Below are 25,540 nucleotides of genomic sequence, written 5' to 3'. Positions count from 1 at the left end.
AATACATGGCCCGAACCCGCGACAGCGACGCTTGCCCCGGTGCGTTGCAGGTGCATCAGGCCGCCGACGGCGCTCTGGTGCGCGTGCGACTGCCCGGTGGGATGATCACCGCCGCGCAACTGGCGGCGCTGGCCGGCCTGTCCAGCGGATTCGGTTCGGGAACCTTGGAACTGACCGTGCGCGGCAATGTGCAGTTGCGCGCGATCACCGACGTGACGGCCGTCGCTGAAGGGATCGCCAGGGCGGGGCTGCTGCCGTCGTTAACGCACGAACGGGCGCGAAACATCGTCGCCTCGCCGCTGTCCGGCCGTGCGGGCGGACGCGCGGATGTGCGGGCCTGGGTGGGCGCGCTGGACGCGGCGATCTGTGCCGAGCCCAAGCTGGCGGATCTGGGCGGCCGGTTTTGGTTCAGCGTCGACGACGGCCGCGCCGACGTGTCCGGGCTGGGCGCCGACGTCGGTGTGCACGTCTGCGATGACGGGTACGCGCTGTTGCTGATGGGACGCGATACCGGCCTGCGCATGGCGGCCGACGATGTGGTGACGACGCTGGTCGGGATCGCCGTCCGGTTCACCGAGATACGCGAAAGTGCTTGGCGAATCAATGAATTGACTGACATCGAGGACCTACTGCCCGGCGCGGATTTCGGTGCCGTCCGGTTTGCGCCGGCCGCCAAACCGCCAGTGGGCTGGATAGCCCAGGACTGGCCGGGCCAGGAAGGCCGGGTTGCATTGGGCGCCGCGGTACCGCTGGGTGTGCTGCCCGCACAAGTCGCAGAGTATCTCGCCGTCATCGAGGCCCCGATGGTGTTCACGCCGTGGCGTTCGGTGCTGGTGTGCGACCTCGACGAGGGCGTCGCCGACGCCGCGCTGCGGGTGCTAGCGCCGCTGGGTCTGGTATTCGACGAGAACTCCCCCTGGCTCGACATCAGCGCCTGTACCGGCAGTCCGGGCTGCGCGCGCTCGGCCGCCGACGTGCGGGCCGATGCGGCCGACCTGGTCGGCACGGATTCGTCGGTGCATCGTCACTTGGTCGGATGCGAACGCGCGTGCGGCAGCCCGCCGACCGGACAGGTGCTGGTCGCCACCGGCGACGGATACCGGCTGCTTCGAAGTTAGGGGGCCGTAGGGTGGGCAGGTGCTCGACTACATCCGCGACGCGGCGGAGATCTATCGCCAGTCGTTCGCGACCATCCGCGCCGAGGCCGACTTGGCCCGATTCCCCGCCGACGTGGCCCAGGTCGTCGTCCGGTTGATCCATACCTGCGGGCAGGTGGACGTCGCCGAGCATGTCGCCTTCACCCGGGACGTGGTGGCGCGGACCGGCGCCGCGCTGCGAGATGGCGCTCCCGTGCTGTGCGATTCGTCGATGGTGGCCGCCGGGATCACCAAAGCACGGCTGCCCGCCGCCAACGAGGTCGTGTCGTTGGTGGCCGACCCTCGCGCACCCGAGTTGGCCGCGCGACAGCAGATCACCCGGTCGGCGGCGGGCGTCGAACTGTGGGCCGACCGGCTCGACGGCGCGGTGCTGGCGATCGGCAATGCCCCTACCGCGCTGTTCCGGCTGCTCGAGCTGATTGACGAGGGGGCCCCGGCACCGGTGGCGGTGCTGGGCGGGCCGGTGGGATTCGTCGGCTCGGCACAGTCCAAGGTGGAGCTGATCGAACGCCCCCGCGGGATGTCGTATCTGGTGGTGCGGGGCCGCCGCGGTGGCAGCGCGATGGCCGCCGCAGCCGTCAACGCGATCGCGAGCGACGCCGAATGACGGACTCCTCAGACCAGCGAGGCACGCTGTGGGGCGTCGGCCTGGGCCCCGGCGATCCGGAGCTGGTGACCGTCAAGGCGGCGCGGGTGATCGCCGAGGCCGACGTCGTCGCGTACCACAGCGCCCGGCATGGCCGCAGCATCGCGCGCGGCATCGCCGAACCGTATCTGCGGCCCGGCCAAATCGAGGAGCACCTGGTCTATCCGGTGACCACCGAGGCGACCGATCATCCCGGCGGGTACGCCGGCGCGATCGAGGACTTCTATATCGAGGCCACCGAGCGCATCGCCGCGCACCTCGACGCGGGACGCAATGTGGCGCTGCTGGCCGAAGGCGATCCGCTGTTCTACAGCTCGTATATGCATCTGCACACCCGGCTGACGCAGCGGTTCGACGCCGTCATCGTGCCCGGCGTGACGTCGGTCAGCGCTGCCTCGGCGGCCGTGGCAATCCCACTGGTGGCCGGCGACGAGGTGCTGTCGGTGCTGCCGGGAACCCTGCCCGTCGCCGAGCTGACCCGCCGGCTCGCCGATGCGGACGCCGCCGTGGTGCTCAAGCTGGGCCGTTCGTATCGCACTGTGCGGGAAGCTCTTTCGGCGTCCGGGCGACTAGACGAAGCGTTCTATGTGGAGCGGGCCAGTATGGCCGCGCAACGCATCTCGCCGGCCGCTGACGTCGACGAGGGCAGCGTGCCCTACTTCTCCCTGGCCATGCTGCCGGGCGGACGTCGGTTGGCGGAACGCGCGCCGGTCGGGGCCGTCGCCGTCGTGGGTCTGGGCCCCGGCGACCACGACTGGATGACACCGCAGAGCCGACGTGAGCTGGCCGCCGCGACCGACCTGATCGGCTACGGCAACTACCTCGACCGCGTCCCGGTGCGCGACGGCCAGCAGCGCCACCCGAGCGACAACACCGACGAACCCGCGCGGGCGCGCCTGGCCTGCGCACTGGCCGAACAGGGCCGCGCCGTCGCGGTGGTGTCCTCGGGCGATCCCGGAGTGTTCGCAATGGCCACCGCCGTGCTGGAAGAGGCCAAACAGTGGCCCGGGATTCAGGTTCGCGTGATCCCGGCGATGACCGCGGCCCAGGCCGTCGCCAGCCGCGTCGGTGCGCCGCTGGGTCACGACTACGCGGTGATTTCGCTGTCGGATCGGCTCAAGCCGTGGGACGTGATCGAGACACGCCTGACCGCCGCGGCCGCGGCCGATCTGGTGCTGGCCATCTACAACCCGGCGTCCAAGAGCCGGACCTGGCAGGTCGGCGCCATGCGCGACATCCTGCTGACCCATCGCGAGCCGGGAACGCCGGTAGTGATCGGCCGTAACGTGTCCGGGCCCGACGAGGATGTCCGCGTGGTGCGGCTGGCCGACCTTGATCCGGCCGACGTCGACATGCGCTGCCTGCTGATCGTTGGTTCGTCTCAAACCCATTGGTACACAGACGATTCCGGCGACAAGGTGTTCACGCCGCGGCGCTACCCTACCTGAAGCCGGTTAGTCCTTGCCCCAGGTCTTCGGCAGCATCGGCATGGACGGGCCGTCATTGAGCCCGTCACCGGTCAGCGTCGTCAGCCCTGCGGCGTGGTCTGCGCCGGATTTGGCTGCGGCACCGGCGAATCCGAGCGGCCCCGCACCGGACTCCCCAGCCGTGGAGACGGGCTTGTCGTCCGGCGCGGCGGGGGTGTCGTCGAGGTCCATGTACTCGTATCGGTAGGCCTTGTCCTTTGCGGTTCCGCCGCGACGGCGGCGGGCCTTCAACCGCTCCTTGGCGGATGCCGCCGCCGACGCGGCCGGGGCTTCAGCGTCGTCCGGTGCGGGCTCCTCGGACTTGCGGCGGGATCGGTTTCGCGCGCTGGCACTCCCCGAAAGTCCGGACAGCCCAACGGCATACAGCGCGTCGGACAGGCCGGCGCCGAGTCCGGTCGTACTGGTCGGGCCGAAGCCAACCCCGGGGCCGCCACCGACCGGTGGGGCACCGTGCGCGGGCATGGCCGTTGCCGTCGCGGGCGCCGGAGCGGGCGCGCTGACACTCGAGCTGGTCGGCACATTGCCGAATCCCGCTGGAGCCGGCGCGGTGGGCATTGGCGTGGGCGCCATCGCGGGTAACGGCGGCTGGATCGACAGGGGAACCGCGGTGCTCACCGCGATCGCCGCGGCGCCCGCCGCCGCCCCGGCACCCGCCGCAGCGGCGACGGCCATCATGGCCGGGATGGCGACGACGGCCAGCTGAACAGCGACCTGGATGAACGGCCAGAAAATCATCAGGGTGTGGAAGATGGCCCAGCCCATCGCGCTGGCCAGCGTCGGCGACAGCCCCAACTGCGTGAAAAAGGAGGCGAGGCTGTTGACCCAGGGCACCGGCGGGAACGGCCAGCCACCGGGGTTGAGTTCCTTGGATACCGGCCAGGCAAAACTGGTCGTGTACTGCCGAATCCACGCCTCGAGCTGATCCATCCAGGACGGGTACTGTGGCGCCGCGGTGGTGGCTTGCTGCTGGGTGGTCGACGTGTTCGCGGCCGCCGTCATGATCTGGGGTGCGGGGGTCGACGGCGGCACCGCGGCGAGCGCGGATTCGCTAACTGCCTCATAGGTGCTCATCGTCGTGGCGGCCTGCACCCACATGCGCGCATAGTCGGCCTCGTTGACGGCGATCGGAATCGTGTTGATGCCGAAGAAGTTCGTCGCGACCAGGGTGCCGTGAATGACGTGGTTCGCGGCGAGCTCGCCCAGCGTGGGCATCGCGGCCAGCGCAGCCGTGTAGGCGCCGGCGGCCGTCTCGTGCAATGCGGCCGCGGCCGTGCTGTCCGCCGCGCTGGCGAGCAGCCAGGTCAGGTACGGGGCGTGGGCGGCGACGTACTGCTCCGCGCTCGGGCCCTGCCACTCCCCGGCCTGCACCGCGCCCAGCAGACCGGTGAGTTCGTCGGCAGCGTCGGCGTATTCGGTGCTCAACGCCGACCACGCACCGGCCGCCGCCAGCAGCGGCCCCGGTCCGGGCCCACTGCTCAGCAGCGTGGAATGCACCTCGGGTGGAAACGCGAGCCAGATCGGGGCGGTCATGAAAGCGGGCCTTCCGGGGCGACGTGGGCTGTCCTCAGTGGTCGTTGCGGCGCACGATTTAGTTCCCACCGGGTTTCTTCTTTGCGCCCGGCGCACGCATGCGCAACGATGCAGGGATGCGGTGTGATGTTGCGCGTGAAGCGCTTTCCGCCCGATTGGACGGCGAGCGAACGGACGTGCTCGCCCAGCAGGTGGATGCCCATCTGGAGACGTGTCGTGGGTGTCGTACCTGGTTGATCGGCGCGGCCACCCAGACTCGGCGGCTGGCCTCGATCGAACCCGGTGACGGCCCGGACCTGGTCGCCCGGATCATGGCGAGCATCGACGAGGACCCGACAGCGCGTAACGGCTGGATGCGCGCCGTTCGGGCGCGCTACGCGCGGTGGGGACTCATCGCCGTAGGCGCCTTCCAGGTCGTGATCGCGGCTGCGCAAATCGGCGGGATGAGCTTCGGGATGGTGTCGCATCACATGCACGGCGCGATGTCCGGCGAGCACCTGTTGCACGAGTCCACGGCCTGGTTATTGGCGTTGGGGACGGCCATGATCGCGGCCGGTGTCTGGCCGGTGATGGCGACCGGCGTAGCGGCGATAGCCGGCGCGTATTCCCTCGGACTGATGGGTTATGTGGCGGCCGACGCCCTGGACGGCCAAGTCACCGCGACACGCGTCGCCAGTCACGTGCCCGTGCTGCTGGGGCTGGCGTTCGCGGTGTTGGTGGCGCGCGAACGAACCGGCGGCAGCGGGTCGGGCGAGGCCGACTTCGACGCTTTCGATGGCGAGCTGCCCGCCAGTTTCCCCACTCGCCGCCGCGGCCATCTGCGGCCGATCAACCGTTCTCCGTCGGACCTCGCCGCAAAGTCTACGACGGCCCGTCGTAGACTGATCGAACCCGCACAACTAAGGTGGTTGGCCATGACCGCGTCCAGCGACGACGAGGCCGTGACCGAACTGGCCTTGGCAGCCGCACGCGGGAACGAGCGAGCTCTCGAGGCATTCATCAAAGCCACCCAGCAAGACGTGTGGCGGTTCGTCACCTACCTTTCCGACGCGGGTAACGCCGACGATCTGACCCAGGAAACATTCCTGCGGGCAATCGGGGCGATCGAGCGGTTCTCCGGCCGCTCCAGCGCCCGCACCTGGCTGCTGTCCATCGCGCGCCGCGTGGTCGCCGACCACATCCGCCACGTCCAGTCGCGGCCGCGCACCGCGCCGGGTGCCAATCCCGAGCACGTGCGCACCAGCGACCGGCACGCGCGCGGATTCGAGGACCTGGTCGAGGTGACGACGATGATCGCCAACCTCACTTCTGAGCAACGCGAGGCCCTGCTGCTGACCCAGCTGCTCGGGCTGCCCTACGCCGACGCCGCCGCCGTGTGTGGCTGCCCGGTGGGCACCATCCGGTCCCGTGTCGCCCGGGCTCGTGATGCGCTGATGGCCGACGCGGAACGCGACGACCTCACCGGTTAGGCTTGGCGCGCAACCCAATCCGCCGCCTGTTCGACGGTGTCGGCCTTGAGCACGCCGTCCGGCAGCGGCGGTCGCTGAACCATGATCACCGGAATGTCCAATGCCGCGGCCGCATCCAGCTTTGCCTTCGTCATGTCGCCACCGCTGTTCTTGGTCACCAGGGCGTCGATGCGGTGCTCGCGCATGAGGGCGATTTCGTTGTCGTAGTGGTACGGCCCACGGGACAACAGCACCCGGTGATTTTGCGGTAGGTCGGCCTTCTCCGGTTCGGTGACCGCGCGAATCAGAAACCATGCGTTGCTTTTGGCGAAGGCCTTGGTTCCCGAGCGGCCAGTGGTGAGGAATATCCGTTCAAACCGTTGGTTGGCAACGGCTTTCGCGGCTTCGCTATCGGACTTTACGACCTGCGCGGCGCCGGGTTCCCAGGCCGGGCGGGCCAGCACCAGGTGCTCGATGCGCAGTTCTGTGCAGGCCTGCACGGCGTGCGCGGTGATGGTCGCCGCGAACGGGTGGGTGGCGTCGACGACGGCATCGATGTCGTGTTCTCGCAACCAGTTTTTGAGGCCGTCGACGCCACCGAATCCGCCGATGCGCACTTCGCCGACGGGCAGCGCCGGGTCCGGGACTCGCCCGGCCAACGAGCTGATCACGTCGACGTCGGGGTGCAATACTTTGGCGAGCGCGCGCCCCTCAGCGGTGCCACCGAGCAGCAGTACCCGCATCAGTGTTGGCTTGTTGCGCGGCGCGCGGTCGAATACAGATAGCTGTCCGTAAAGCCCTTGGCGGCAAGCACATCGCCGACGATGATGACGGCGGTCTTGGTGATGCCGGCGTCGTGCATTTGGCCGGCAATGGTGTCGAGGGTGCCGCGGAGCACTATTTCTTGCGGCCAGCTCGCGAAAGCCACGACCGCTGTTGGGGTTTCGGGCGGGTAGCCGCCTTGCAGGAGTTGCGGAACAATGGCGTCGATCTGAGCGGCCGCCAAATGCAGTACCAGCGTACCGCCAGATTGGGCGAGGGTGGGCAGGTCTTCACCGGCGGGCATGGCCGTCGACAGCGTCGATACCCGGGTCAGCGTGACGGTCTGCGCCACTCCCGGAACGGTGAGCTCTTTCTTCAGAGCCGCTGCTGCGGCGGCGAAAGCCGGTACACCGGGCACGATTTCGTAGCCGATTCCCAGCGCTTCGAGCTGGCGGCATTGCTCGGCCACCGCGCTGTACAGCGACGGATCGCCGGAGTGCAGTCGAGCGACGTCGTGGCCTTTGTCGTTCGCATCGGCGAGTTCGGCGACGATCTGCTCGAGCGTCAACGGTCCAGTGTCAACGATTTTCGCGCCGGGCGGGCACAGGGCAAGCAGGTCGTCCGGCATGATCGAGCCCGCGTAGAGGCAGGTTTCGCATCGTTGCAGCAGTCGTTGACCGCGAACGGTGATCAGGTCGGCGGCGCCGGGGCCGGCGCCGATGAAGTAAACCGTCACTTCGTCACCGCCCACTGGGTAACCGGGTATTGCGGGCGCCAGCCGGTGAAGCCGCCCAGCGGTTCGCCTTGATAGTGCTGGAAGCGCCGCAGCTCGCCACCGAGTCGTGAATATGCCTGCAGTAGTTCAGCTTCCGATTCTATGGTCACGACGTTGGCGACCAGGCGGCCCCCTTCTGAGAGCCGCTCCAGGCAGACATCGAGGAGGCCGGGATGGGTTAGGCCGCCGCCGATGAAGATGGCGTCAGGGGCTGGCGCGCCGTCGAACTCGTCCGGCGCTTCGCCGTGCACGTCGATCGCGACGCCGTAGGCGGCGGCATTGAACGCGATGTTCTTGCGACGCTGCTCGTCGTGCTCGAACGCCACGGCGGTGCAGCCTTGCCAACTGCGGCACCATTCGACGGCGATGCTGCCCGAGCCCGCGCCCACATCCCACAACCGCTCACCGGGCCGTGGTTGCAGAGCCGCGAGGGTGACCGCGCGGATGCCGTGTTTGGTGATCTGGCCGTCGTGGACGAACATCTCGTCGGGTAAGGGCGTGATGCGTTCGTCGGGCAGATAACGAATGGCGATCACGTTGAGGTCGTCGATGTCGTCGTTGGCCCAGTCGCGGGCGGTGCCGTCGCGGCGGCGTTCGGCCGGGCCGCCCAGTTGTTCGAGCACGCTGAACTCGGAATCACCGCGGCCGTGCGCGATGAGTAATTCGCTCAAGGCTTTCGGCGTGGACCCGCTTTGCGACAGCACGATCGCTTGGCCGCCGCGGCGGACCGCGGTGTGTGGCGGTGCCGTGACCAGGCTGATCACCTCGGTGTCGTGGACATTCCAGCCCATTCGGGCGCACGCCAGCGTCACCGAGGAGACATGCGGTAATACGCGGACGTTTCCGGCTCCGTGCAGGCGGATCAGCGTGCCGCCGATGCCGTGCATCAGCGGGTCGCCGCTGGCGACGACGTGAACGTCGGCATCGGGCCGAAGCGCCTGCAGAGCCGGCAACATCGGCGACGGCCACGCTCTGCGTTCGGCGGTCACCGTGCCGTCGAGCAGATTCAGCTGTCGTTCGGCACCGTAAATGACTGTGGCCGTGTGCAATTCGTCCCTGGATTCCGTGGCAAGGCCGGCCATACCGTCGGCGCCGATGCCGACCACGACGATCATCGCGGCATCCTGCGCCAGACGAATTGCGGCAACATCCGCATCACGGCCGCCGCGGGTCCCAGCGCCCACGGGATCCACACCGTGCGCTTTTTCTTGGCGAGCGCGCGTGCGGTGGCGGCGGCCACTTGTTCCGGGGTGCTGGATAGCGGTGCCGGGGTCATGCCCTCCGTCATACGCCCGATCACGAAGCCGGGGCGCGAGATGAGCAGGTGCACCCCGCTGCCGTGCAGTGCGTCGGCCAAGCCGCTGGCGAAGCCGTCCAGACCGGCCTTCGCCGAACCGTAGACGTAGTTGGCCCGACGCACGCGCGCGCCGGCGATCGAGGAGAACACCACCAGCTGGCCGCTGTTGCTTTCGCGCATGGCGTTGGCGAGATGGGTGAGCATGCTGACCTGGGCGACGTAGTCGGTGTGCACGACGGCGGTCGCGTGGGTGGCGTCGGCCTCGGCGCGGGCCTGATCGCCCAGGATCCCGAAGGCCAGCACCGCGGTGCCGATGGGTCCGTGCTCGGCGGTGACGTCTGCGACCAACGGGCCGTGTGAGGCCAGGTCGTCGGCGTCGAACTCTCGGGTGTGCACCGCCTTCGCGCCGGCTTGTTGGAGCCCGGCGACCTGCTCCTGGAGCTGGTCAGACCGGCGTGCGGCCAGCACCACGGTTGCGCCTGGGGCCAGCAGCTGCGCGAGCTCGATGCCGATCTCGCTGCGGCCGCCCAGAATCAGAACTGGACCTGCGCCCGTGTCGTCCACGGCTGCGATTATCACCTGCGCTAGCGTGAGCGGTGATGGCGAACACCACGACGCGGCTGACCAACGATGCTTTGGCGTTTCTGTCCGAGCGTCACCTGGCGATGCTGACCACGCTTCGGGCGGACAACTCGCCGCACGTGGTAGCCGTCGGATTCACCTTCGACCCCACGACGCACATCGCGCGGGTGATCACCAGCGGGGGCACGCAGAAGGCCGTCAACGCCGACCGCGCCGGGGTGGCCGTGCTCAGCCAGGTCGACGGCGCGCGCTGGATTTCGCTTGAAGGCCGGTCCAAGGTCAACAACGACGCCGATGCCGTGCGCGATGCCGAGCTGCGGTATGCGCAGCGCTACCGCACGCCGCGCCCGAACCCGCGACGCGTGGTCATCGAAGTCCAAATCGAGCGCGTGCTCGGGTCGTCAGACCTGCTCGACCGCGGCGGCGAGTAGTAATCCAATCCCGCTGTACCCAGCAGGAACTTACACGGGCGTTCCTCGATTGCTGCCCGGTCTTTGCAACAGCAGGTCATCGTGCTCACGATTACGACAAGCCTGTATGAATTCGATCGCTGCTGTGCGGTCACCTAGAAAAGTGCGATACTGGTCTTGGGTTAACTCGTAATACTCTTCGTAATCAACTATGCCGTTGCTTACGGGTATTGACGCATAATACCGACCGGAGACGGACTCGATTCCAATTGAATATCTGTCATCTCTCGAAAAATAAGTGTCTTCAAATTTCATGCGATAGCACGGCCCTCGTGTGATTACCGAAGGTTCCACCCAACGCATCGCCCTATCTCATGAAGCGCTTCCGCCGATAGCTCCGGGTGCCGCTCATGAAATCGCCCCAAGATGTCGTTAACGCCTTCTTCCAATGTCATGCTGCCCCACTCAATGGGCATACTGACAGCCTCGCGAATGAGATCGGAAACCTGCGCGCTCAGTACTTCTCCTTCGGCCGGTCCGAACGCTTGGAGCAGCTTGGTTTTGTCCACCCGTGGGACAGCGGTGTCTTTCACAGCAATGACGATGGCGGAGTTAAGGGTGTCCGAGTTCAACATTCAGCTCCTCAGCGCTCGAAGATATTCGTCACAGAACCATTCTCAGGGTCAATGATCACAATTCTAGTCACATTCGGGTTGTCCATAAGCCTCGGTAGTTCGACCGTCTCCCAGACGTTACCGGTACGAAGATCCGATCCGATAACAGCATGAACTTGACCTACGACGTTCTCGGCGAACATTCCGGAAACTCGAGACCACCAATCTTGTGCAGCCGGGTCGTCAAAGCTCCACTTAGGGGGCACTACACCATTCCGCTCCAACAGCCCTTCCAAGGTGGTTCCCTCGTGCGAGCCCGCGTACAGATCGGCGGCGCCGTTACCTCCCGCAGATACTGGCCCGATACCGATTCCCTCAGAGGTTCGTCCGGACCAGAAAAAGGCACCGTCTGGCGGTGGAGAGACAAGCTCAGGGCGCGGAAGGGCGTACGAATCCCCTTCACCTTGATTCAGCTCGCCTTCGATGTCATCGCCCGACTTGTCGTCGTGCGGCCGCCCATCCTCCAATTTCCCGTCGTCTCCGTCGCGAGGGGATCCTGGTGCGTCGCTGCGGCCGTTACCGGGTCCGCCGCCTGGTGCCGCATCGTGCGGGCTGCCCTGGGAGACTTCCTCGCCAATCCCGCGCCATCCGCCGCCACCTGGAGGAGTTAGTTCGGCGGATGGCGCACTGGACGGCGTGAAATGTGAAGGCGATGCATGAGGTGCCGCAGATGCGAGCGCCGGTGACTGGTTTGCAGAGGGCACCGCGGCTGGTGCAGTTTCAAGCGAAGCCCCATCGGCCGCCGACGGCACGTGTAGCGAATTGGGCTCTTCGAGCTGCGGATTGCGTGACGGCAGATGCTCGGTGGGTGCGGCCGACACCGGTGCGGGCTCTCGTGGGCCTCCGGCGGGCGCGGACGCCGGTTCATGCGGTCTACCCGCAGGCGCTGGATCATGCGGACTGACCGGCGCCTCTGGGCGACCCGGGGCCGAACCACCCGGCGCCGTTGGCGAATGAGGCGCTGACGTGCCTGGCGGCGCCGGTTCCACCGGTCGTGGCGGCGGCACCTTTGGAGCTTCGAGCGGTGGCGGGCTGACCGGACGACCGCCTGCCGGAAGATCTGTTTTGGGCAGGTCGAGTTTCAGGTTGTCGAGGTCTTTCGTCAGGTTGGTGCCGGCCTTGCCGATGTCGCCCAGCGCGCCCCCGGTAACCGCGAATTCTCCGGCACGCCCCGCTGCGCCCGCGCCTTCCGCGGCCTCTTCGGCACCACGTGCAGCCGCAGACCCTGCTTTCGCCCCCACACCGGCCTCGCCGAGTCCGGGCATAAATAAGGTCGCGCCGTCAAAAACGTTCTCCCCGAATCCCAAGCCCGGCCGAGCTGTGCTCCAATCATCAAGGTGTAGAAGCGATTTCCACATCTGCAGGTTGGCCGCCCCGCCTTCCCGCGGATGCAGAATTTCGTTGAGAAGACTTGCCCTGAACTGGCCCTGCACCATGTCCTTCCAGGTGGTCTCCGCACCCTGGGGATCGAGGAGCAACCATGGCGCTGCTAAATCGCCCACGCCTAGGGCCGTTTGGGCGGCTACTTTGACAACTCCCTCGTTTGCGTTGACGAAAGTGTCGAAAACAGTGGCGACCTGGTTTCCGACGGCGTCGCCGAAGAAGTGGGTGAACCGACCGCGCATGGACTTCTCCATGTCGACGACCAAGCCGTCGGCAACCTGCATCAGCAGCTTTATGCCCTGCTCGAAAGCCCTTGCCTCTCGGCCCAAGTCATGCAATACGACGTTGATGTCACAAGCGATCTCCTTGATTTCTTCGAACGCTTTTCCATCGAGTATCGAGACGACGTCATGCCAGACATCAGTTAGCGACTCCAAGCGGCGCAACAGATTTCGGATGTCGTTCTGAGCCTTGGCAACTTGCCCGGCGAAATCATCGAGGACGGTCGCCATATGCCAGCATTGAGCCCCCAACGTGGCCATCGCGACGACGATGCGCGAAAGGACTTGATTGATCTTTTCGCCTTCGGGGATCTGCTGTGTCCCGACCAGCGTCTTCGATCCATCCAGCGCATCCTGCATCCCGCTGACCGCTGAGCTAAATGTGCGCCAGCACCCGGCCGCGGAACGTATCGCTGCCACGTCGCCGTTCGGCCAGACATCGTCGACGAATGACTGCACGACCGCCCATAACAGCGGCGGGGGCTCCCCTGGGCCCAATGTTCCCGGCGGCCCGGGCGCGCCAATGTGTGCCGGCTCCGTTGGTGCGTGCAGCACGCTCGCACCGCCTCCCAGGCGCGAGGCCGCTTCAGCTTGCGACCAGTTCGATGCGTCGACTTGGATCATGACGCCATTGCGCCGACATGCGTTGATCGCCGCCGCCGCAGCCTTCAACAACGACTCCGCCGTCGCTTGATACGACAGCCCGAACACCTCACCGGCCACATCCAAACCCGTGTTGGCGCCGAAGCCCGCCGTCAACACTGTCATCGCCGCGTCCAGGCCGTCGCCCGCCGCAACCACGGCGCTGCCCGCAGCGGACAACGCGTCTGGGTCGACAACAATGGGTGCCACACGCGAGATTTTTGCCCGAGCTGGCCGTCGAAGCTATTCACCCGCGGATCGCGCTGCCAAGCTAGCCTCGACCGCTTCGCGGTACAACTCATTCATCAACAAGCGACCCTCGGGGATGGCCGGCGCGGCTCGGCCAGCGTTTGAGGACTTCGTGGTGAATTGACCAGCGTTCACACCGTCGTTAGCCTCGCCATTAGGGCATGGGGGCACGTTAATTCGTGGTAGCCAGGGAGGATGTCATGTTGGTCGACACCGCCTTGCTTCGCACATTTCCGCTCGGGAGGGAACCATGAGCGGCGGCGACGATGAAATTCGCATAATTCTCGAGCACCTGGCCAAGTTGAGTGGCGGTCCACCACCACCGGGGATCACGCCCGATCAGCTGGCTACGGGCACCGTTCCTCTCAGCCAGCTACTCAGGGCCCTTGGCCTGGCCGCAAATGGCGGCGATCCCAGGGATATGGGCGACGCCCAAAACGGGTACGCCGAGCGCGACGCGAAAACCGCTGACGCTATGGCCAAATTCCCTGCGAATGAAGCAGAATCGGCCGGAAAGTTGGGCGGCGCCGGTAGTCCGGCCGAGATGGCCCAGCAGATTCCGCAGATGATCTCGGGCGTCGCTGGCGGCATTTCCGGGGCCATGCAAGGTTTACTGCAACCATTGAGTCAGCTTCCACAGCAGGCTGCTCAAATCGGACAGCAGATGATGCAAGCGGGCATGGGCGCGATGCAGCACGGAGCGGGAGAAGCGGCGGCGATCCCCGGTGAACTAACGGGATCCACCAGCGGCGCCGGTGCAGGCGCGGGCGGTGGCGGCGTGGGCGGCGGCGGACTCGGTGGCGCCACCACGCCAACAGGAAGCCTCAATCCACTGCCCGCTCCATCGGCCGGCACTGAGCCCGCGTCAGCGCGCTCCACCTCGATACCGCCGGCGAGTGCGTCGGCTCCGACTAGCGCGTCGCGGGGTGGGATGGGCGCGATGCCGATGATGCCGCCTGGTGCAATGCACGGAGCGGGCGGCGGCAAAGACGAGAAGCCCGACACCAAACGCATTGTGGCACCGTCAGTTAAGAACGGGGCTCCGGTCCAAGGTCGAATTACGACGCCCCCGCCGGCTCCCGAAATCGTCAAACGTGTTGAAGGCAAACCGGTTGCGAGTCGACGCATCATCTTGCCGGATCAAAAGCGCGATGACGACGACAAGGACGCGAACCGGTAGCGGCATCGGAAGGCCAGCGGCAGTAGCTCGCTGGCAACCAGATCAGACCATCTGCGCGAGAACGAATTTCGAACACTGAACTTGGCTATCGCCTCAACGCAGACCGCTGACTAGCGGAATTCGAAGTCGGCGCTACGATCAAGACCGTGTCAGATCTGCCCCCGCCCCCAATTTCGCCTGCCCCATATCCGTGGCCTCCCACAATGCCGGCCCCGCGCAGGCGACAGTGGCCGATGTTTGCGTTCTTGACGGTCCTACTGCTCGTAACACTCGCCGTCGCGATCGTCGGATGGTTTCGACCCATACCGAGGAAGCCGCCGCCCCTACCGACATATTCCAGTGAGCAGATTGCCGACGCGAAGGCTGCGATCTGTACGGCCTACGAGCACGTGCGTAAAGCCGGCGATTTGGCAGGGGCCCGAAGTGGAGGCAGTGGCCCGACAGGGCAGCTCACGGTAGCGACGAGCTCGAGGCAAGTTTTCGATGCAGGAAGTCGTTACCTCTCAACAAAGCTTGCCGAGCAACCCGCTACACCGTCTGATCTCGCTGCGGCGGTCCGCAAGCTCGCGAGCGTGCGCTTCAGTTCCGGCGCGGATTAAAGGCTCCGTCTCAGAATCAGGCGCTTCCGCGAGGTAGTCAATTGCGAGCTGTTGGTAGAACACAACAATCGCGGGACTCTGTAGATGACTATCGCTTCATATTAAGAGCTCGAAATCTTCCGTGTAGTATTCTCGCACGAATACCCAGTCGCAAGCTAATTAGGATGTCTATATCGCTCTGCAGTGTTTAATAACTAATGCCGACTATGGATAAAAGCGAATTCGATAGTAACGAAGCGAGAAGGGTCGCTTTGGGGTGACTACCGATATTCGCCCGGGACGATACGATTGATAACGTGTCGAACTTCGGACCGCCCCCGTCGCCTTCATCACCCTCGTGGCCAGTACCCATGCCATCCCCGCCCAGACAGCCCTGGCGGATGTCGGTGTTCCTAATCGTTGCGCTGCTAGTGACGCTCGGTGTCGCGATCGTCGGCTGGTTCCGACCCGTACAGCCCAAGCCGCCACCAGCTCCCACCTACACCGCGAAGCAGGTTGCAGACGCAAAGGCGCAGGTGTGTGCCGCGCACGAGAAGGTGCATAGTGCGATCAAAGCGAGTTCGGCTCGCGAGCGGGGCACCGATCCAACTGCCCAATTAGTGTTCGCAATCAATGGTCAACAATCAATTCTCGCCGGAAGCGAGTTTCTTCGGACAACGCTTTCTCAGCAGCCAGCGACGCCAGAAGAGCTGGCCAGAACAGTGCGGAGACTCACCGACATTTTTCAAGAGCTTGTGGTCGACTATCAAAATGGAATACCTGATTCTGAAATGGAGCCAACCCTACGCGCAAGCGACGATGCAACGGTAACAATACAAGGTATGTGTAAATGATCTTCCCACCTGGGGATTACTCGATTCCCATTGTCGGTGATCAATGGGTATTTGACCAAGACCTAATGATACTTTCTCATGGCAAGGCTAACCGCGGGATTATCAAGACGGGGTTCTCAAATTTTGCGGACACCCTGCGCAATGCGCAAACTGGACCGCTAGCCGACCAACGGGGCCACACGGCGGACGATCTCCGCAGCGCTTATCGCCAGGGCGAAGAGCAAGCACGGGAGGTCGCAGAGAAAAACGGCGTCAAGGAGAACGCATACGGCACCGCTTACGAAAGCATCGTAAGCCTCCAGCACGACCTAACTAACATTGCCGAGGAGGCCAATAACCGGATCACTGAAATACAGGATTCCAAGTTGCCGATGGAAGCTAAGGTAACCCAGATAGTTGCAACGGTGCACCAATATCGCGCCCAGGCGAGCATGGTGGCAGCAAAATATTCTGGGAACATATTTGATGCGATGCAACGGATCCTTGATACAGAGGGAACCGGGCAGTCAGCGCGTCAATTCGCACAAGCCAACGGTGTCAATGTCGGGCAAATGTTCCGTCCCCCCGAAGACGAAAAAAATTTGGAGCAATACGTTAGGGGCAATCTCGGCCATAACGGGGCGCAGGCAGGCGCCACACCAGGCTTCGCTACACCACGGCCGGGCGCCACACCACAACCGGGCGGGACTCCCGGCTTCGCCACACCACATCCGGGCGGGACTCCCGACTTCGCCACACCACAGCCGGGCGCGGCACCGCCCGTCGGAGGGCAGACTGCGCCTGCCGGCGTTGCCACTGGGGCCTCGACAAGTTTTCATTCTGCAGCTGGCAAACCGCCCCCGTCTGCGGAAGGGCAAGCCGTTCCTGGCGCACCCGGCTCTCGCACGAACCTGACGTCGGCGTTTAAATCTCCTTCGCCTCCTGCGCCCACGGACGCACGGTTGCCGTCTCCCTCGATCTTTCCCAGTGCACCATCCGCGTCTGCCCCGGCCCCGCTCGCGCCACCGAACCCGGGTGTACATGCCGGGGTGCCGTCAACGGCCGCTACCCCTGGCACACCCCTAACCGGCGCACCGATCGCACCCGCGAGCCCGGTACAACCGGTCACGCCGGCCGACTTGATGCATAGCTTTGACAAGGGAATGCAAGCGGGAACGCCGATTTCGGCGACTGCTGGCGCAATGCCACCGCCTCAAGCCCCAGAGCCGCAAGCCCCACCGACAACGCCCACCTCGGGCATGGGCAGCGTCGCGGCCAACGCACCGGCATATGAGGCACCGCCGGTCGCCCACGCAACGGCCCCGGACGCGACCCCGGCACCGCAGGTCGTTGCGGGACCGTCGGCACCGGCTGCCCCGGCCGCATCCGCACCTTCGGGTCCGCTGCCCGCTTACGCCTCCGACATGCGCCCAGCAGCCCCCGCGGCCTCCGCTCCGGTTGTCCCGTCGAGCGCACCACCCTCGGCAATGGCTAGCTCCGCGCCGGTACACCCCTCGGCAGGACAAGCCAGCCCGGCTGGCCCGACGATGGTCCGTCAAACCCCCACTCCGCCACCTCCGTCGTCGCCGTCGAGTTTGGGCACCGAGGCCGTCGCGGCGACTGCCACCGGCGCAGTCGCCGGGGCCGCCTCGGCCAACGCCGCCGAGCGGGCACGACTGGAGCGACTAGTGGCCTCGGTCGCCCGCCAGCAGCCCCGACTGGCTTGGGCAGCCGGCGACCGAGACGACGAAACTACCGTTCTCACAACGGATCTCGCCAGCGGCTGGATTCCGCCGGGCATCGAGCTCCCGGCCGCAGTCACGCTACTGTCTCCCGAACGCCGCCGCGGCGATATCGAAACTCTGCTCGGCGAGGTAACCCTCGCCGCCGGCTACACCCCGATCCACCACGTTCCCGAAGAGGACGAGCCGGTCCCCAGCTCGTCTCGCCCGCGACGCCTGCCCGAAATCGACGAGCTCGGCTGGGAACTCAACCAAGCGACCCAATGGCGCGACGGCCTACCACGTCTGGCCCACACGCTGGCGAAGGCCGCCACCAGCGGCACCGGAGTATTGGACAAAGAGGTCGAACTCCTGCAAACGCATCTCAAAGAGGTCAGCACCCGGGTTCTGGACAGCTACCCCGACAATGTCGACTTCCACGATGTCGGCAATTGGCAGCTGTTGGCCGCGATCGAAGCCCTGGTGGCCGGGGACAAGTCGGAAGCCAACTATCACCTCGCCTGGTTCCAGGCCTGCAGCGCCTCGATTAGCCATTAAGGACGGCAGCGTTGTTCGTCGACATGGGATTACTGCACTCGGGCGCAAGCCAGTCGCACCGCGCGGGCGGCCACGCGCAAGACGCGGCCGATCGCCTGTCGCGCGGACCCGTCATGTCGGGCATGTTCGGCGACTTCGACGCCGCGGACGCTTTTCACCAAGCAGTAAGCGTTGCCCACGGTAAGCACGTGAAAAACCTTCAGGCCCATGGCGAAACGCTGTCCGACGTCGGCGCCAAGGCGCACAAAGCCGCCGTCACCTTCGCCGACATGGAGGAACACAACACCGCCCAAGTGCGCGCCGTCTACCCCACCTAGGCCACCGGCACCACGACCAGTTCGTGCGGGCGGTTGTTGACGGGCAGCGCGCCGCTCTCGGTCACGATGACGATGTCTTCGATGCGCGCGCCCCAGCTGCCCGGAAAGTAGATACCAGGTTCGATCGAAAAGGCCATTCCCGCAGTCAAAGGCAGATCATTGCCCGTGACGATGTACGGCTCTTCATGCACCGAGAGCCCAATGCCGTGGCCGGTGCGGTGCACGAAAAACTCACCCAGGCCGGCTGAGGCCAACACGTCGCGCGCAGCGGCGTCGACCTGCTCGGCGGTCACTCCCGGACGAACCGCCTCGAGCGCCGCTTGCTGCGCCTGCTGTAACAGCGAATATTGCTGCGCAACAACAGCATCCGGCTCACCGAGGCTATAGGTACGCGTCGAGTCGGAATGGTATCCGGGCTCGTAGGCTCCGCCGATGTCGACGACGACAATGTCACCGGCCCGCAGCTCGCGATCCGAATAACTATGGTGCGGGTCGGCCCCATGCGGCCCGGATCCGACGATGATGAAGGACACATCCGAATGCCCCTCGGCGACAATGGCTTCGGCAATATCGGCGGCCACATCGGCTTCGGTGCGGCCCGGGATCAAAAACTCGGGCACCCGGGCGTGCACCCGGTCGATGGCCGAACCGGCCTTACGCAGCGCGTCGATCTCACACTCCTCCTTGACCATTCGCAGCGAACGCAGGATGTCGGTCGCCAACACCGGCGTCACGCCCAGCACTCCGGCCAACGGCAGCAAATGCAACGCCGGCATCGAATCGGTGACGGCAACAGCGGCCGGACCACCCAGCGCCGCACGAACCAACTGGTAGGGGTCGTCGCCGTCGACCCAATCGCGCACCGCCACGCCCAGTTCCGTGATGGCCGATCCCTTGAGCGAAGCCAGCTCCAGCCGCGGCACCACGACGGTCGGATCGCCGGAGGCCGGCACCACCAGTGCGGTCAGCCGCTCGAACGTCTGCGCGCGCGAGCCGCTGAGATAGCGCAGGTCGTACCCGGGGGTGATCACCAGGCCGTCGAGTCCGGCCTTAGCGGTCACCGCGGCGGCCGCGGCCAGGCGACGGGCGTAGACCTCGGCGTCGAATCGGTGAGAGTCCATGGCAGCCAGGCTAACCGCGCTGGCAGGATAGCCGCATGCCCGCACCTCTGTGCCTCCTCGACGGCGCCAGCATGTGGTTCCGCTCGTACTTCGGGGTGCCGTCGTCGATCACCGCCCCCGACGGCCGGCCGGTCAACGCCGTCCGGGGATTCATCGACTCGATGGCCGTCGTCATCACCGCGCAGCGGCCGAAAAGGCTGGCGGTCTGCCTCGATCTGGACTGGCGCCCGCAGTTTCGGGTCGACCTGATCCCGTCGTACAAGGCGCATCGGGTGGCCGAGCCGGAACCCGAAGGCACGCCCGACATCGAGGAGGTGCCCGACGAGCTGACACCGCAGGTCGACATGATCATGGCGCTGCTGGACGCGTTCGGGATTGCGACAGCCGGCTCGGAAGGCTTCGAGGCCGACGACGTGCTCGGCACGCTGGCCGCCCGGGAACGCGACGACCCGGTCGTCGTGGTCAGCGGGGACCGCGACCTGCTGCAGGTGGTGGCCGACGACCCGGTCCCGGTCCGGGTGCTCTACCTGGGCCGCGGCCTGGCCAAAGCCACCCTGTTCGGGCCCACCGAGGTGGCCGAAAACTACTCCGTGCCAATCGACCGCGCCGGGCCGGCCTACGCCGAACTCGCGCTGCTGCGCGGCGACCCGTCCGACGGCCTGCCGGGTGTGCCGGGCATCGGCGAGAAGACGGCCGCCACCCTGTTGGCCCAGCACGGCTCGCTGGATCAGATCCTGGCCGCCGCCCACGACCCGAAATCCAAGCTAGCCAAGGGCTTGCGTACGAAACTGCTGGGCGCGACCGACTACATCGAGGCCGCCGGCCAGGTGGTGCGGGTGGCCACCGACGCACCGATCACCTTGTCGACGCCCACCGACGAGCTACCGCTGGTCGCCGCCGACCCGCAGCGCACCGCGACGCTGGCCACGGAATTCGGCGTGGGATCCTCGGTCGCCCGACTGCAGAAAGCGCTCGACTCGTTGCCGCAGTGAGTTACTGCGGCCGGCCGACCTCGTAGGTGCCCTTGTCGTCCTGGAAGGTCACCGTCACGCGCTTCTGAGCCCCGTCGATGCTGACGGCGCAGTCAAACGTGGCGCCCTTCGTCACGGTGGGATCGGCGCCGTTGTTGCACTTGACGTCCTTGACGTTCTTGGCGCCGTAGCCGTTGGTCTCGTCGGTCAGGACCTGCTGCACACCGGCCTGCGCTTTGTTGATGTCCAGCTTCGTGGTGACGAAGAAGCCGGGCTCCCAGAATCCGAGCACCAGCACGACCGCGATCAGCAGGAAGGCGACCGCGCCGGCTATGCCGCCGATCAACGCCATCGAGCGCTTCTTCTGGGGCTGAGCCGGGTACTGCTGAGGGTACTGGCCGGGCTGACCGTACTGGCCCGGCTGACCGTATTGGCCGTACTGACCGGGCTGGCCGTACTGACCCGGCTGGCCGTACTGACCGGGCTGACCGTACTGACCCGGCTGGCCATACTGGCCGGGCTGACCGTACTGCTGCTCGGGCTGCCCGTACCCCGGCTGCGGTTGCTGGGGGTACGGCTGCTGGTACTGGGGGTACTCGGCGGGCGGCGTGTACGCAGGCGCCTGCCAGGTCCCTTCCTGGGCCGCCGGTTGCTGCTGTTGCCAGGGCGAGCCCACCTGACCCACCTGAGTCGGTTCCTGGGAGCGATCGCCACCCTCGGCGGGCGGCTGCCACTGCTGGCCCGGGTCCGATCCGTGCGGTCCGCTCATCATTTCTCCTCAATCACCTCGTGTTCTGGCCCTGTAACGGTAGCTCGGAGCCAGCCTACCCGGCGTCAACTGCGACGACGCCGCGCCGAACGTCGTTGATAGCCCGCTTCGCCGTGGCCCGCAGTTCGGCATCCGGCGCGGCATTGCGAACCTGGTCCAACAGGTCGAGCACCTGGCGACACCACCGTACGAAATCGCCTGCCAACAACGGCGAACCGTTGCCGGTCGCGTCGGCCGCGGCCAGCGAGGCAGCCAGATCGCCGGTCCGGGCCCAGCGGTAGACCACGGTGACAAAACCGTCGTCGGGCTCGCGGCTGGGCGCGATGCGATGTGTTTGCTCGTCGGCGCGCAGTGCGAACGACAGCTTCGCGGTCTGCAGCAACGCCTGCCGCAACCGCGGCGTGGGCGCCTCGGCCGCAAACGGAGCACTGGGGCCGTCACCGCCGCGGGTCTCGTAGAGCACCGACGAGACGACGGCGGCCAACTCGGCGGGCTTCAGCTCCGCCCACGCACCGGTGCGCAGGCATTCGGCGACCAGCAGGTCGCTTTCGCTGTAGATCCGGGCCAACAGCCGACCGTCGTCGGTGACGCGCGGATCACCCGCGGAGCCCTGGATGAACTCACGCTCGGTGAGCAGCCCGACGATCCGGTCGAACGTGCGCGCCAGCGAGTTGGTGGCGGCGGCGACCTTCTTTTCCAGCTGCGCGTTGTCGCGTTCGATGCGCAGATAGCGCTCGGCCTCACGAACCTGTGCCTCGACGCCGGGGCTGTTATGCGCCGGGTGGCGGCGCAGCTCCTCCCGCAACGACGCCAGCTCCGGATCGTGGAAGCCGCCGTCGGGATCCGCGGCGCGACGACGCGACGGAACGTCGAGCGGAGTTGCGGCCGACCGCAGCGCCGAAGCCAGATCGCGGCGCACCCTCGGCTGACGATGTTCGACGCGCTTGGGCAACGACATCGACCCCAGCGGCGCCGAGGCACCCGAGTAGTCGGCCGACGAAATCCGGCCCGCCCAACGGTGTTCGGTGAGCACCAGCGGTCGCGGGTCGTCGCCGTCGCGCGCCGATTCCAGCACCACCGCCAGACCGCTGTGCCGGCCGTTGGTGATCGTGATGATGTCGCCGCGGCGCAATCCGGCCAGCGCGTCGTTGGCTGCCTGACGCCGATGCAGCCGCGACGCCCGGGACTGCGCGCGTTCCATCTCGGTGATCCGTGCGCGCATCCGGGCGTATTCCAGGATCGGCGCGTCGGCCCCGCCGAGTTCGGCGGCGATCTCGTCTTGCATCCGCTTGCCGCGGTCGATGCCTTTCACCAGCCCGACGACCGACCGGTCGGCCTGGTACTGCGCGAACGACTGCTCCAGCAGTTGGTGCGCCTGCTCCGGACCCATGTGCTGGACCAGGTTGATCGTCATGTTGTACGACGGCGCGAACGAGCTTTTCAGCGGGAACGTCCGGGTGGACGCCAGCCCGGCGACCGCCGACGGCTCGGAGGTCTCCTCGGCGGGATGCCAAAGCACCACCGCGTGCCCCTCGACGTCGATCCCGCGCCGCCCGGCCCGCCCGGTCAGCTGCGTGTACTCCCCCGGCGTCAGCGGCACGTGCGCCTCGCCGTTGAACTTCACCAGCCGCTCGAGCACCACCGTTCGGGCGGGCATGTTGATGCCCAGCGCCAGGGTTTCGGTGGCGAACACCGCCTTGACCAGCCCGGCCGTGAACAGCTCCTCGACCGTATGCCGGAAGGCCGGCAACATGCCGGCGTGGTGGGCCGCCAACCCGCGCAGCAACCCCTCCCGCCACTCGTAGTAGCCCAGCACCGCGAGGTCGGCTTCGGCGAGGTCACCACAGCGGTGGTCGATCACCTCGGCGATCTGGGCGCGTTCCTCCTCGCTGGTGAGCCGCAGCGGCGAGCGCAGGCACTGCGCGACGGCGGCATCGCACCCCGCCCGCGAGAACACGAACGTGATGGCCGGCAACAGCCCCTCGGAGTCCAGCGTCGCGATCACGTCCGGTCGCGCGGGCGGCCGGTAGAACCGTGGGCGCTCGGGGCGGCCCCTTCCTGACTGCCGGCGAGGACCACGCCAATCGCCCATCCGGTCGGCCTCGCGACGGTGCGCAATGTGGCGCAGCAGTTCGGGATTCACCCGCGGCTGACGATCCGCGGCCGGTTTCTCGTTCTCGTAGTCGAACAGGTCCAACAGGCGCCTGCCGACCAATACGTGTTGCCACAGCGGCACCGGCCGGTGCTCGTCGACGACGACCGTGGTGTCGCCGCGCACGGTCTGGATCCAGCCGCCGAACTCCTCGGCGTTGCTCACCGTCGCCGACAGGCTGACCAGCCGCACCTCGTCGGGCAGATGCAGGATCACCTCTTCCCACACCGGACCCCGCATCCGGTCGGCCAGGAAATGTACCTCGTCCATCACCACATGGGAAAGTCCTTGCAGCGCAGCCGAATCCGCGTAAAGCATGTTGCGCAGCACCTCGGTGGTCATCACCACCACGGGAGCGTCGGCGTTCAGCGACACGTCACCGGTCAACAGCCCGATCCGGTCGCGACCGTAGCGTGCCGTCAGGTCGGTGTGCTTCTGGTTGCTCAACGCCTTGATCGGAGTGGTGTAGAAGCACTTACTGCCGGCGGCCAGCGCCAGGTGCACGGCGAATTCGCCGACCACTGTCTTGCCGGCACCCGTTGGCGCACAAACCAATACGCCGTGACCGCGTTCTAGCGCCGCACAGGCCCGGGTCTGGAAATCGTCGAGCCCAAACGGCAATTCCGCGGTGAACCGTGGCAGCTCGGTCAGTTCGGTCACGCCGCCGTCAGGTGGTGCGGTCATCTACGTGACGTCGTCGTGTTGCCCGGCGTGCAACGACGGCTCGGGCTGCGGCTCGGATAGGGGTCCGGCCGGCTCGATGACCGACGCTTCGTCGTCGGGGATCGCGGTTTGGGCTTCGCGCTTGGCTTTTCGCTTGTCGTGGACGCGGGCGATCTGAATGGCCAGCTCTTGGAGTACGGACAGCGCGACGCCCAGCGCGGTCATCGAGAAAGGATCGGAGCCGGGGGTGAACACCGCCGCGAACACGAACATCGCGAAGATCAGGCCGCGCCGCCACGCCTTGAGCTTCTCGTAGGGCAGCACGCCGACCATGTTGAGCATGACGATCAGCAGCGGGAATTCGAAGCTGAATCCGAACACCAGTAGCAGGTTGATCAGGAAGCCGAAATAGCGATCGCCGGACAGCGCGGTCACCTGCACGTCGCTGCCGACCGTCAGCAGGAAGCCCAGCGCCTGGGACAGCACGAAGTAGGCCAGGATCGCACCGCCGACGAACAGCAACGCGGCGGGAATCACGAACCCGATCGCGAAGCGGCGTTCCTTTTGATAGAGCCCAGGCGTGATGAACGCCCACAGCTCGTAGAACCACACCGGGCAGGCCAGCACGATCCCGGCCGTCATCCCAACCTTGAGCCGCAGCATGAATTGGTCGAACGGCGCCGTCGCCAGCAACCGGCACTGCCCGTCGGCGCTGATGTCCGCGCGCGCCGACTGCGGCAGCGAGCAATAGGGATGGCGTAGCCACTCGCCCAGGCTTTCCAGCCCAAACACCGAATGGCTGTACCAGATGAAGCCGAAAATTGTGGTGACCAGGATCGCCGCGAGCGAGATCAGCAGCCGGGTGCGCAGCTCGGTCAGATGGTCGACCAGCGACATCGTCGCGTCGGGATTGGTCCGACTGCGCCTGTTGCGCGGATTGAGATGCTTCAGAAACGCAGCAGTACGGGCTGAAGTCTTGAATGCTTTCACGACGCTCGGTCAGTGGCGCTCAGGCACCGCGGCCGATGCCCCCTAAGCGGGGCGCGCTTCGGTGTGGCCCTGCTCGGAGGCCGACGGGTCGACCCGTTGCGACTGCACGGGCTGCGGAGCCGCCGCGGGGGTTTCGATGGAAGGCGCGTCGGACTTGCTCTCCGTCTGCATTTCCCGCATTTCGGACTTGAAGATGCGCATCGACTTGCCCAGCGAACGCGCTGCGTCCGGGAGCTTCTTGGCGCCGAACAGCAGGATGATGACGACCGCGAGGATCGCCCAATGCCACGGACTAAGACTGCCCACTTTGATTACCTCCAGACGTCCACCCGATGCTACCGCAGCGCGGCCAACTGCCGGTGTG

Annotated in this window: 23 protein-coding genes and 1 pseudogene; 11 read left to right on the top strand and 13 right to left on the bottom strand. The window is 66.4% G+C overall.

From position 1 onward, the window contains the following. Positions 1 to 5 precede the first annotated feature (5 nt). Genes cobG through AAHS21_RS20520 form a run of 3 tightly spaced genes read left to right on the top strand, consistent with a single transcriptional unit; the run spans position 6 to position 3,251 of the window. Positions 6 to 1,118, top strand: a complete 1,113-nt coding sequence (cobG, locus tag AAHS21_RS20530; protein WP_342929404.1) for a precorrin-3B synthase — start codon at positions 6 to 8, stop codon at positions 1,116 to 1,118. 19 nt (positions 1,119 to 1,137) lie between these two features. Then, on the top strand, positions 1,138 to 1,764 hold the full coding sequence (locus AAHS21_RS20525; RefSeq protein ID WP_342929403.1) for a precorrin-8X methylmutase: 627 nt from the start codon (positions 1,138 to 1,140) through the stop codon (positions 1,762 to 1,764). Then, entirely contained in the window at positions 1,761 to 3,251 is a 1,491-nt protein-coding gene (locus AAHS21_RS20520; protein ID WP_342929402.1) for a precorrin-2 C(20)-methyltransferase, read from the top strand. Before AAHS21_RS20525 ends, AAHS21_RS20520 begins: the two co-directional genes overlap by 4 nt. A 6-nt stretch (positions 3,252 to 3,257) precedes the next feature. Here AAHS21_RS20520 and AAHS21_RS20515 read toward each other — a convergent pair whose 3' ends face one another. Continuing rightward, the gene (locus tag AAHS21_RS20515; RefSeq protein WP_342929401.1) at positions 3,258 to 4,820 is read right to left on the bottom strand and encodes a PPE family protein; all 1,563 of its coding nucleotides are present in this window, start codon (positions 4,818 to 4,820) and stop codon (positions 3,258 to 3,260) included. Between the two features lie 98 nt (positions 4,821 to 4,918). On the opposite strand from AAHS21_RS20515, the pseudogene AAHS21_RS20510 reads away from it, so the two are divergent. Further along, positions 4,919 to 5,551, top strand: a pseudogene (locus tag AAHS21_RS20510) (DUF2275 domain-containing protein); the annotation flags it as partial. A 183-nt stretch (positions 5,552 to 5,734) separates the two neighbouring features. Continuing rightward, positions 5,735 to 6,289 carry an RNA polymerase sigma factor SigC gene (sigC, locus tag AAHS21_RS20505; RefSeq protein ID WP_342929507.1) on the top strand — a complete coding sequence of 185 codons (555 nt, stop codon included), beginning with the start codon at positions 5,735 to 5,737 and terminating at the stop codon, positions 6,287 to 6,289. On the opposite strand, the gene AAHS21_RS20500 is transcribed toward sigC, so the two are convergent. The 4 genes from AAHS21_RS20500 to AAHS21_RS20485 are packed head-to-tail and all read right to left on the bottom strand — an operon-like array spanning position 6,286 to position 9,666. Then, entirely contained in the window at positions 6,286 to 7,011 is a 726-nt protein-coding gene (locus AAHS21_RS20500; protein WP_342929400.1) for a cobalt-precorrin-6A reductase, read from the bottom strand. The genes sigC and AAHS21_RS20500 overlap by 4 nt on opposite strands. Next, on the bottom strand, positions 7,011 to 7,766 hold the full coding sequence (gene cobM / locus AAHS21_RS20495) for a precorrin-4 C(11)-methyltransferase (protein ID WP_342929399.1): 756 nt from the start codon (positions 7,764 to 7,766) through the stop codon (positions 7,011 to 7,013). The genes AAHS21_RS20500 and cobM overlap by 1 nt, the downstream gene beginning before the upstream one ends. Beyond that, positions 7,763 to 8,920, bottom strand: a complete 1,158-nt coding sequence (gene cbiE, locus AAHS21_RS20490) for a precorrin-6y C5,15-methyltransferase (decarboxylating) subunit CbiE (protein WP_342929398.1) — start codon at positions 8,918 to 8,920, stop codon at positions 7,763 to 7,765. The genes cobM and cbiE overlap by 4 nt, the downstream gene beginning before the upstream one ends. Further along, entirely contained in the window at positions 8,917 to 9,666 is a 750-nt protein-coding gene (locus AAHS21_RS20485) for an SDR family NAD(P)-dependent oxidoreductase (protein WP_342929397.1), read from the bottom strand. Before AAHS21_RS20485 ends, cbiE begins: the two co-directional genes overlap by 4 nt. 35 nt (positions 9,667 to 9,701) lie before the next feature. Here AAHS21_RS20485 and AAHS21_RS20480 point away from each other — a divergent pair, with 35 nt between their 5' ends. Beyond that, the gene (locus tag AAHS21_RS20480) at positions 9,702 to 10,115 is read left to right on the top strand and encodes a F420-dependent biliverdin reductase (RefSeq protein WP_090603160.1); all 414 of its coding nucleotides are present in this window, start codon (positions 9,702 to 9,704) and stop codon (positions 10,113 to 10,115) included. A gap of 30 nt (positions 10,116 to 10,145) precedes the next feature. On the opposite strand, the gene AAHS21_RS20475 is transcribed toward AAHS21_RS20480, so the two are convergent. The 3 genes from AAHS21_RS20475 to AAHS21_RS20465 are packed head-to-tail and all read right to left on the bottom strand — an operon-like array spanning position 10,146 to position 13,284. Beyond that, positions 10,146 to 10,409, bottom strand: a complete 264-nt coding sequence (locus AAHS21_RS20475) for a hypothetical protein (protein ID WP_342929396.1) — start codon at positions 10,407 to 10,409, stop codon at positions 10,146 to 10,148. Positions 10,410 to 10,432: 23 nt separating this feature from the next. Beyond that, the gene (locus tag AAHS21_RS20470; protein WP_342929395.1) at positions 10,433 to 10,729 is read right to left on the bottom strand and encodes a hypothetical protein; all 297 of its coding nucleotides are present in this window, start codon (positions 10,727 to 10,729) and stop codon (positions 10,433 to 10,435) included. An 8-nt stretch (positions 10,730 to 10,737) separates the two neighbouring features. Beyond that, positions 10,738 to 13,284: a hypothetical protein gene (locus AAHS21_RS20465; RefSeq protein WP_342929394.1), complete on the bottom strand. Its 2,547-nt coding sequence runs from the start codon at positions 13,282 to 13,284 to the stop codon at positions 10,738 to 10,740. Positions 13,285 to 13,573: 289 nt separating this feature from the next. Between AAHS21_RS20465 and AAHS21_RS20460 the strand changes: the two genes are divergently transcribed. The 4 genes from AAHS21_RS20460 (at position 13,574) to AAHS21_RS20445 (ending at position 18,510) form a co-directional block, all read left to right on the top strand. Further along, positions 13,574 to 14,503, top strand: coding sequence for a hypothetical protein (locus tag AAHS21_RS20460; protein WP_342929393.1), 930 nt, complete (start codon positions 13,574 to 13,576; stop codon positions 14,501 to 14,503). A 979-nt stretch (positions 14,504 to 15,482) separates the two neighbouring features. Next, positions 15,483 to 15,935: a hypothetical protein gene (locus AAHS21_RS20455; protein ID WP_342929392.1), complete on the top strand. Its 453-nt coding sequence runs from the start codon at positions 15,483 to 15,485 to the stop codon at positions 15,933 to 15,935. A gap of 1,466 nt (positions 15,936 to 17,401) precedes the next feature. Further along, a complete protein-coding gene (locus AAHS21_RS20450; RefSeq protein ID WP_342929391.1) occupies positions 17,402 to 18,193 on the top strand; it encodes a DUF5631 domain-containing protein in 792 nt (263 codons plus the stop codon). A gap of 11 nt (positions 18,194 to 18,204) precedes the next feature. Further along, positions 18,205 to 18,510, top strand: coding sequence for a DUF2563 family protein (locus AAHS21_RS20445; RefSeq protein WP_342929390.1), 306 nt, complete (start codon positions 18,205 to 18,207; stop codon positions 18,508 to 18,510). Here AAHS21_RS20445 and AAHS21_RS20440 read toward each other — a convergent pair. After that, a complete protein-coding gene (locus tag AAHS21_RS20440) occupies positions 18,507 to 19,631 on the bottom strand; it encodes a Xaa-Pro peptidase family protein (RefSeq protein ID WP_342929389.1) in 1,125 nt (374 codons plus the stop codon). The genes AAHS21_RS20445 and AAHS21_RS20440 overlap by 4 nt on opposite strands. A 35-nt stretch (positions 19,632 to 19,666) precedes the next feature. On the opposite strand from AAHS21_RS20440, the gene AAHS21_RS20435 reads away from it, so the two are divergent. Beyond that, positions 19,667 to 20,623: a 5'-3' exonuclease gene (locus tag AAHS21_RS20435; RefSeq protein ID WP_342929388.1), complete on the top strand. Its 957-nt coding sequence runs from the start codon at positions 19,667 to 19,669 to the stop codon at positions 20,621 to 20,623. A 1-nt stretch (position 20,624) separates the two neighbouring features. On the opposite strand, the gene AAHS21_RS20430 is transcribed toward AAHS21_RS20435, so the two are convergent. From AAHS21_RS20430 to tatA, 4 genes are all read right to left on the bottom strand, one after another. Beyond that, the gene (locus AAHS21_RS20430) at positions 20,625 to 21,371 is read right to left on the bottom strand and encodes a DUF4333 domain-containing protein (RefSeq protein ID WP_342929387.1); all 747 of its coding nucleotides are present in this window, start codon (positions 21,369 to 21,371) and stop codon (positions 20,625 to 20,627) included. Positions 21,372 to 21,426: 55 nt separating this feature from the next. Then, positions 21,427 to 24,183 carry an RNA helicase gene (locus AAHS21_RS20425; RefSeq protein ID WP_342929506.1) on the bottom strand — a complete coding sequence of 919 codons (2,757 nt, stop codon included), beginning with the start codon at positions 24,181 to 24,183 and terminating at the stop codon, positions 21,427 to 21,429. Between the two features lie 24 nt (positions 24,184 to 24,207). Continuing rightward, entirely contained in the window at positions 24,208 to 25,083 is an 876-nt protein-coding gene (gene tatC / locus AAHS21_RS20420; protein ID WP_342929505.1) for a twin-arginine translocase subunit TatC, read from the bottom strand. Between the two features lie 135 nt (positions 25,084 to 25,218). Next, positions 25,219 to 25,482, bottom strand: coding sequence for a Sec-independent protein translocase subunit TatA (gene tatA, locus AAHS21_RS20415; RefSeq protein WP_096288406.1), 264 nt, complete (start codon positions 25,480 to 25,482; stop codon positions 25,219 to 25,221). Positions 25,483 to 25,540: the final 58 nt, after the last annotated feature.

The sequence above is a fragment of the Mycobacterium sp. 050272 genome, assembly GCF_039023525.1.
Taxonomy (GTDB): Bacteria; Actinomycetota; Actinomycetes; order Mycobacteriales; family Mycobacteriaceae; genus Mycobacterium.
Note: the sequence above shows the minus strand (reverse complement) of the source record. Positions and strands in the feature narration are given on the sequence as shown.

Coding starts and splice junctions, on each gene's coding strand:
- AAHS21_RS20470 (WP_342929395.1), bottom strand. CDS start 10,729: ATGTTGAACTCGGACACCCTTAACTCCGCCATCGTCATTGCTGTGAAA.
- AAHS21_RS20455 (WP_342929392.1), top strand. CDS start 15,483: ATGTCGGTGTTCCTAATCGTTGCGCTGCTAGTGACGCTCGGTGTCGCG.
- tatC (WP_342929505.1), bottom strand. CDS start 25,083: ATGTCGCTGGTCGACCATCTGACCGAGCTGCGCACCCGGCTGCTGATC.
- cobG (WP_342929404.1), top strand. CDS start 6: ATGGCCCGAACCCGCGACAGCGACGCTTGCCCCGGTGCGTTGCAGGTG.
- sigC (WP_342929507.1), top strand. CDS start 5,735: ATGACCGCGTCCAGCGACGACGAGGCCGTGACCGAACTGGCCTTGGCA.
- AAHS21_RS20475 (WP_342929396.1), bottom strand. CDS start 10,409: ATGAAATTTGAAGACACTTATTTTTCGAGAGATGACAGATATTCAATT.
- AAHS21_RS20480 (WP_090603160.1), top strand. CDS start 9,702: ATGGCGAACACCACGACGCGGCTGACCAACGATGCTTTGGCGTTTCTG.
- AAHS21_RS20500 (WP_342929400.1), bottom strand. CDS start 7,011: ATGCGGGTACTGCTGCTCGGTGGCACCGCTGAGGGGCGCGCGCTCGCC.
- AAHS21_RS20430 (WP_342929387.1), bottom strand. CDS start 21,371: ATGAGCGGACCGCACGGATCGGACCCGGGCCAGCAGTGGCAGCCGCCC.
- AAHS21_RS20450 (WP_342929391.1), top strand. CDS start 17,402: ATGGCTAGCTCCGCGCCGGTACACCCCTCGGCAGGACAAGCCAGCCCG.
- AAHS21_RS20435 (WP_342929388.1), top strand. CDS start 19,667: ATGCCCGCACCTCTGTGCCTCCTCGACGGCGCCAGCATGTGGTTCCGC.
- AAHS21_RS20440 (WP_342929389.1), bottom strand. CDS start 19,631: ATGGACTCTCACCGATTCGACGCCGAGGTCTACGCCCGTCGCCTGGCC.
- AAHS21_RS20460 (WP_342929393.1), top strand. CDS start 13,574: ATGAGCGGCGGCGACGATGAAATTCGCATAATTCTCGAGCACCTGGCC.
- AAHS21_RS20520 (WP_342929402.1), top strand. CDS start 1,761: ATGACGGACTCCTCAGACCAGCGAGGCACGCTGTGGGGCGTCGGCCTG.
- AAHS21_RS20515 (WP_342929401.1), bottom strand. CDS start 4,820: ATGACCGCCCCGATCTGGCTCGCGTTTCCACCCGAGGTGCATTCCACG.
- cbiE (WP_342929398.1), bottom strand. CDS start 8,920: ATGATCGTCGTGGTCGGCATCGGCGCCGACGGTATGGCCGGCCTTGCC.